Annotated in this window: 5 protein-coding genes; all 5 read right to left on the reverse strand. The window is 36.2% G+C overall.

The window, feature by feature from the left end; all coding sequences use genetic code 11:
* Positions 1-629 (reverse strand): cbb3-type cytochrome c oxidase subunit I (locus ACPYKA_RS16990; protein ID WP_479543401.1); only part of this gene is annotated, 629 nt, incomplete at its 3' end.
* 18 nt (positions 630-647) lie between these two features.
* A complete protein-coding gene (locus tag ACPYKA_RS16995; protein ID WP_479543402.1) occupies positions 648-1,115 on the reverse strand; it encodes a cytochrome c oxidase subunit II in 468 nt (155 codons plus the stop codon).
* Positions 1,116-1,128: 13 nt separating this feature from the next.
* Entirely contained in the window at positions 1,129-1,275 is a 147-nt protein-coding gene (locus ACPYKA_RS17000; RefSeq protein WP_479543403.1) for a hypothetical protein, read from the reverse strand.
* 266 nt (positions 1,276-1,541) lie between these two features.
* Entirely contained in the window at positions 1,542-5,249 is a 3,708-nt protein-coding gene (addA, locus tag ACPYKA_RS17005) for a helicase-exonuclease AddAB subunit AddA (RefSeq protein WP_479543404.1), read from the reverse strand.
* A 2-nt stretch (positions 5,250-5,251) separates the two neighbouring features.
* A partial coding sequence (locus ACPYKA_RS17010; RefSeq protein WP_479543405.1) for a PD-(D/E)XK nuclease family protein occupies positions 5,252-7,153 on the reverse strand: 1,902 nt, incomplete at its 5' end.

Here is a 7,153-nt window from a genome sequence, read left to right on the forward strand (position 1 = left end):
AACACTTCGTATGTTACCCCCAATGTTGCTGTGAAAAGTAAAGTGAAAATACCTGTTCCGAAGAATGCGAATAACGGCAGTTTTTGTCCTTTGTGATTTTTACGCCAATTTGCAACGTTGATAAACATACCAAATGCTGCTGTCCAAATTCCTAGTACAATCAATACGAGACCAATGTAGAACCAAGGTGATGCTGCCATTGGTGGGTAAAATGTATAAAGTACAGAAGCTTCGCCAATGATTACTTGAGATGCAGTTAGTACAGTACCAGCAACCATTAAACCAAACGCGACCCAACCCATTTTTCTTACTTTAGGTAATAAACCGCCAAGCACATGTGAAACACCTGCATATACATAACCTACTAAAAATGTTCCTGTAAATACGAGTATGAGCAAAATTCCGTGTGTTGTTAATGTTTGATAATAATCAAACCAAGCCGGCATTGTTAAAAGTCCTGCACGTTCTAAACCTTGTAAAAGTCCTAAAACTGCCCCTACGAATAATGCAATAAATGAAACTGTAAAAAATGTCAGTGTTAATTTTGCGTCTTTCGGATTCGTCTGTGCAAATTGTTTAACTTTCTTACCTGTTTTTTGTGTAAACGTCTCTTGTAAAGCAGTTTCCATTTTATTTTCCTCCCTTCCTTATTTCACCGTAATCGTAGTGCTCATTAATTGGTGTCCAACTCCACAATATTCATTACATAAAATTAAATATTCGCCAGGCTCGTTGAAGGTCTGTGAAATTTTTTGAATATGTCCTGGTAGAATCATTGCGTTGACGTTTGTGTCGACAATTTGCATTCCGTGAACAACGTCTTTTGATGTCATGATAAAGTTCACGGTGGAGCCAACCGGTACTTCGATGTCTCCGGGATTGAAGTTAAATGCTTCTAATGTCATTACTACGTCAAATTCGTTTTCCCCAGTTTCAAAAATTCCCGGGTTATCAAAAGGCTCCGTTTGATCGACTTTCTGTGGATCGATCGTTTCCTTATGACTTGGTGGACCCATTCCTAAAGCAAAAGCTTGATAACCAGTTATCACCATTGAACCGATAATAATGATGACCGCAAAAATCAGCCATATTTCTTCTGTACGATGTAATTTCATTTGATTTACCTCCTCATAATCTTGTCATATAAAAGTAAAAGAGAACTACGATGAAAAATAGAATTCCGCCTCCAACAAAAACAATGGAAGAAAATAGTGCTCCTTTTAATGAGTTGTGGTCTTCATTATGCATTTCCTGTTTTTTAACTTCAGTTGCCATGAATACCCCTCCTAAAGTTTTTATCTTTAATTTTGATTCATTTATAGTATAGAACTTCGAGTATGTTAAAAAAGTGAGATAAATCACACTTTGCTATAATTGTTTTATAATTTTCCTCAAGAAGAAATTCATCTTAAAACCTTTCCATAATCCTTATGTAGCAAGGTTTTATGTTAATTAAACGTAAAAAAAAGAATGTATTCATTGTAAAAATGAATACATTCTAATGGATAATCGTTCTCATTTGTGACAGATTTAAGGCACTTCTACAGTTTTATTACCAAGTCTTTTGCAAAAAAGTATAAATATGTTCCTTTTACCGGCTGACGTAAAATATCTTCTAGCGCTTTTTTATATAAATTCACTTGGACATAATAACGATCTTTCAAAGTTTCTAAAACTTCTTCTGTTACCTCTCCGCTTATTGCATCCGTTTTATAATCCAAAATAATAATTCCATCGGTTGTATGGACAATACAGTCAACTACTCCTTGAATCAACACTTTTTCATTTAAATTACCTTGCCAGTCATTATAAACCTCACCAGCGTCCAATGTATACGTAAATGGTACTTCCCGCTCTATCTTTTCGCTTGTTATGATTAGTTGAGCAATATCGTTTGCGAAAAAGTTTTTAATTGCCTCAACATCAATTGCCTCTGCTTCTTGTTCCGTTAATTTTTCTTCTTCAACTAATTGATAGCTAAATTCTCTTATTTCATCTGGGGAATATTGTTTTGTCAACGGTATGTGTTGCATAACGGTATGCATAGCTGTCCCAATTTCTGCTGGTGTAAGCTCTTTTTCCTCTTGCATAAATAACGGCCTAGTTGTTAAAGGTTGTCTAAATGGTGTTAATAAACGTTTGTCACTGTAGTCATCTGTTACTTCTTGACGTCTTTTTATTTCCGTTACACTTTGTTTTGCGCGAGTTTCCGCTGCTTCTTGATATGGATATTGAAAGGATAGTTTTTGATCGACTTCTCTTAGCAATTTTTCATTCGTATACGGAACCTTATTCCAATTAACAATCGTTGATTTTAACTCCTCTTTTGTAATTTGTTCCTTTTCATTGATATTGAGTAACTCTTCTGCAGGTAAAACCTCAATATGCCATTTCGAAGGATGTTCGCGAATAGCAGTTGGAATATCGACGAACTGTTCGTCATCACGCAGTTGCTTGCCATTTTCATGGCGAACGAGCGCAGGTCCGATTAAATCTAAATACGTTTTTGCTTTTTTTCTTTGCTGATTTGGCAAAATCCAAGCTGGATGCTCGGTGATTTCCCGCCATTTTTCTTGCACCTTTTCAAATGAAGGGAGATTTCCAATCATAACGAGCTTTTCCTTAGCTCTTGTCATCGCTACATAAAGAACACGCATTTCCTCTGCTTGTGACTTACGTAAAAAAGCTTCTTTCAGTGATTGATAATAGAGTGTCGGATACGTAATCCGCTTTACGGGATCGATGAACTTTGTAGCAAAGCCGCGATCTTTATCCAGAATATATTTTTTACGTATGTCTTGTTGGTTAAATTCTTTATTTATTTGTCCAATGATGACAACCGGAAATTCGAGACCTTTACTACCATGAATTGTCATCATTCGAACAACGTCTTCTTGTTCACTTAATGCTCGCGCTTCTCCTAAGTCCTTATCTTGTTCTTCCATTCGTTCAATAAGCCGTAAGAAGCGGAACAATCCTCGAAATGATGTTGATTCATAGCTTCGTGCTCGGTCATAGAGCGCACGTAAATTAGCTTGTCTCTGCCTGCCTCCAGGAATACCACCAACAAAATCGTAATAGCCGGTTTCCCTATATATTTGCCAAATTAATTCAGACAAATCTCCTTCTTTCGCAATTTCTCTAAAGGATTTTAATTGCTCTAAAAATTTCTTTACAATTTGACTTGCTTCTTGATTTCGAGTTGCATAACTTCTTACTGCTTGATAAAAAGGTTCGCGTCGATTCATTAATCTTATTTGCGCTAACTGTTCTTCGTTTAAGCCAACAATCGGTGATCTAAGAACCGAAGCGAGCGGAATATCTTGAAACGGATTATCAATTACTTTTAACATATTAATCATTACTTGGATTTCAATCGCTTCAAAATAGCCTTTATCAAGCTCGGCGTAAACAGGAATTCCTTGTTTTTTAAACTCTTCTGTTATCGTTGGCGCTTCTTTTAACGACCTAAGTAAAATGACAATATCTCGATATTGAAGATTGCGTTGTTTATTTGTTGCTTTATCAATTACTTGGACGGGTGCTTTTTCTTTTTTACCGATCCACTCTTTTATTTTTTCTGCATACAACCTTGCTTCTAGTTGAATCGCTTCTAATTCTTCAACCGTCTCCGATTCTTCATCTGAATTTCTAGTTTTTTCTGTGTCTCGATCAATGATAATCAGTTCCGTTTCCGGATTTTTCAGTTCAAAATCTTCATAAGAATAATTTCCATAGATAAGCTCCGCACGTTCATCATAATCAATTTCTCCGACTGTTTCATCTAGAATTTGTTTAAAAATGAAGTTAGTAGCGTTTAACACTTCTTCTCTGCTTCGGAAGTTTTTAGCCAAATCAATTCTTCTACCTGTTGATTCGTCTTTAGCAAACCGTTTATATTTATCCAAAAACAGTTGTGGCTCTGCATGACGAAAACGGTAAATACTCTGCTTTACGTCGCCAACCATAAACATATTGCCATTTTCTCGATCGCTCACAACGGATAGAATCGTTTCTTGAACATTATTAATATCTTGGTATTCGTCTACCAAAATTTCTTTAAACTGATTTTTATAGTAGTGAGCGATGTCAGAAGGGATAATATTGTCTTTTGTCGATGCTGGATCAATTAATATTTCGAGCGCAAAATGTTCCAAGTCACTAAAATCTAAAATAGCCCGCTCTCTTTTCACTTCAGAAAACCGTTTTTTAAATTCACTTACAAGTTCCGTTATTTTTTTAATTGCTGGATATAAAATTCGCATATCTTCTATATGAGCAGCTAAGTTTCGAGCGAAAAAGTCTTTTTTCATCTTATCGAACGGTTTGCGGAATCGTTCTCTTAACTGTTTCACTTTTTCCTTTTTGTCTTCTGAACAGTCAACACTTTTTCTCGATAAACTTTTAAAGGTTACAGAATTAATATACTGTGCGAGTTCATCCCAACTTGTTAACGACATTGCTTGATTAATTATCGCCATATCTGCTTCCAATGCCTCAAGATAATGATATGGCCCATCGCTTTCTCCAGCTACCGCCATTGCACGATCAATATCTTGTTTCCAAGCGAAAAACTGTTCCATCACTTCTTCTTTTAACATCGTAAGCCAAGGGAGATCTTCTTCTGCACAATCATTAGGTAAATTATAAATTTCTGCCACTTCTTGTAACCATTCTTCCGGCCAAGGATGCTGGTCAGCAAAATTATAAATTCGTAAAATAACTTCCTCTAGTTCCACATCACTTCGGTCATTTGAAAACATATCAACTACTGTAAAAAAGACTTCCTGTTCTTCCCCTTCTTGACCATATGCATCTTCAAACATTTCCTCCATTACCTCTTGTTTGATTAGATCAAGTTCCATCGTATCTGCAATCCGAAATGCTGGATCAAGGTCCAATAAATATGCATACTGCCTCACAACTGATGTACAAAACGAGTGCAATGTGGAAATTGAAGCTCTTTGCAATAGTGATAATTGCTTTTTCAAATGATAGGATGTCGGATCTTTTGTTATTGCTTCTTCTAATGCTTTACCAATTCTACTACGCATTTCTTCCGCTGCGGCATTCGTGAAAGTAGCTACTAAAATTTCATCAATATTTAGTGGATCCTCTTGATTTGTAAGCTTTTTAATGATCCGTTCCACAAGCACCGCTGTTTTACCAGAGCCTGCTGCTGCTGCAACTAAAATATCTGAGCCGCTTCTATCAATTGCTTCTTGCTGTTCTTTCGTCCAAGTAACCAAAATTATATCCCTCCTTTTTCCGTCGTTTTTTCTTCCAATCTCTTTAAAATATCTTCTTCTTTAAGTAACGGTAACTTCCTGAAACTATTCTCTTTTAATGTTGGATCAAATTGACAAACGGACTTAAAACTACAAAAGCGGCAGGCATTTCCTTCTTTATTTTCATATGGATTTAACTCAATTTTCCCTGATGTTATTTCGATTCCAGCTTGCCTAATTAGTTGATGAATATGATTTCGTAATAAGTCGAATGTTTCTTCATCAGCAACTTTGGAATGTTTACGAAAACTTCCATTTTTATTAATACCAAACGGCGCGATATCGCTCCACCCCGACTCAAGAGAAGTATCCATCAATTGAACAACATCTTTTTCGGATGAAATAAGTCCATCCATCTTATATTCTTTTAATATTTTCTTGGCAAGTGCGTGCTCATTGATATTTTCATTCTCATTAATCATTGGATTGTGCACATGGAAATATAATATTCCCGCCGGAGAAGCTTTCATGCCAAGCCAAGCTTCGGACTGTGATAACACGACGTCCAAATAAGTTAACATTTGTAAAGCCAGTCCATAATAAACATCTACTAAACTTAATCCTCTGGAACTTGATTTATAATCTATAATTCTTAAATATAGCTGATCATGTTGGAGCGACTTATCGACACGGTCAATTCGCCCTCTTAAAACAAGTTCATATCCATTTGGAAGGGAAATTGTCACCGGATCAAGTCCTGAATCAAATCCAAAATCAAGCTCAATTCCAACTGGTGAAAAACCGCTCATCCTTGCTTGTTCACTTAATATGAACGTTGCTTTTGCTATAACATCACGAAGTTTACGTTTAATATATTTATACCGGTTGGTACTTGATAAAATATGGTGTTGAAGAGCCGGAGCCAAATGGGAGATCGATTTCTTCGCATATTGTTCAGAGTCTTCTTTTGTTAGGTCGGCAAAACTTCCCTTTTCCGTTTGCACCCATTCTGTAATAGTTTTTAAAGCTTCGTGAAAAAGTTGACCAATGTCTGGTGCGTCTAACTTATATGTACGACGTTCTTCAAGATTCAAACTGTACTGTAAAAAGTGACGATATGAACATTGGTTTAACAACTCTAAACGTGAAACACTTGTCTTCACTTGTTTCGGATATAACTCCTTAACAGTATCAGCAGCTAAAGATACAGCCTTATTTTCATAGAATAAACTTTGCAGTACATGATAAGTTGTACTATATTTTTCCTCTTTTTGTACATACCAGTCGAGTACATTCCACCAAATATCCTCTACATGGTAGCCTCTAATATAACGAGATAATTGTACGGTTAGGGCTGCTCTTGTTTTTACAGGTGTTGTTATAAATCTTGCAGCGTCTTCTAACTCATCCGGGTCTGTTAATAAATTAGGTGTCTTTAATATTGGGTAAAATTCCTGCAGGCGACCTATCATTGGAGATGGAGTTTTCATATTCCCTTCATTGTCACTTAACACATAACTTACCCATAAAAAATCTGTTGCCAAGGTAAATGCTAAATACATATAAAAGGAATCATCCAATAATACCCGTCTAGAACTGGCTGCCAGTTCAACACCAAATTGTTGTAAAAACTCTCGCTCCTTTTCATTGATCATGCCATCGATTGCAGGCTTCATTGGCCAAGTACCTTCATTTACGCCTAATAGAAAAGCACATTTCTTACTTGAAATCCGTGATTGATCAATTGTTCCAACAATGACATGATCCATACTTGGCGGTACATGAGAAAACTGCAATGCTTCAAGTCCTGCTTCAAATGTTTTACGGAACATTGAAAACGATAATTCTTCTTCACCGATCATTTCAACCGCTTCATCAAGAAGCTGAATAAATGCATTCCATACTTGATCTTCTTCACGTGCGCT

This window comes from Pseudogracilibacillus amylolyticus (SeqCode), from assembly GCF_051918545.1.
In the GTDB taxonomy this organism is placed as follows: Bacteria; Bacillota; Bacilli; order Bacillales; family Amphibacillaceae; genus Pseudogracilibacillus.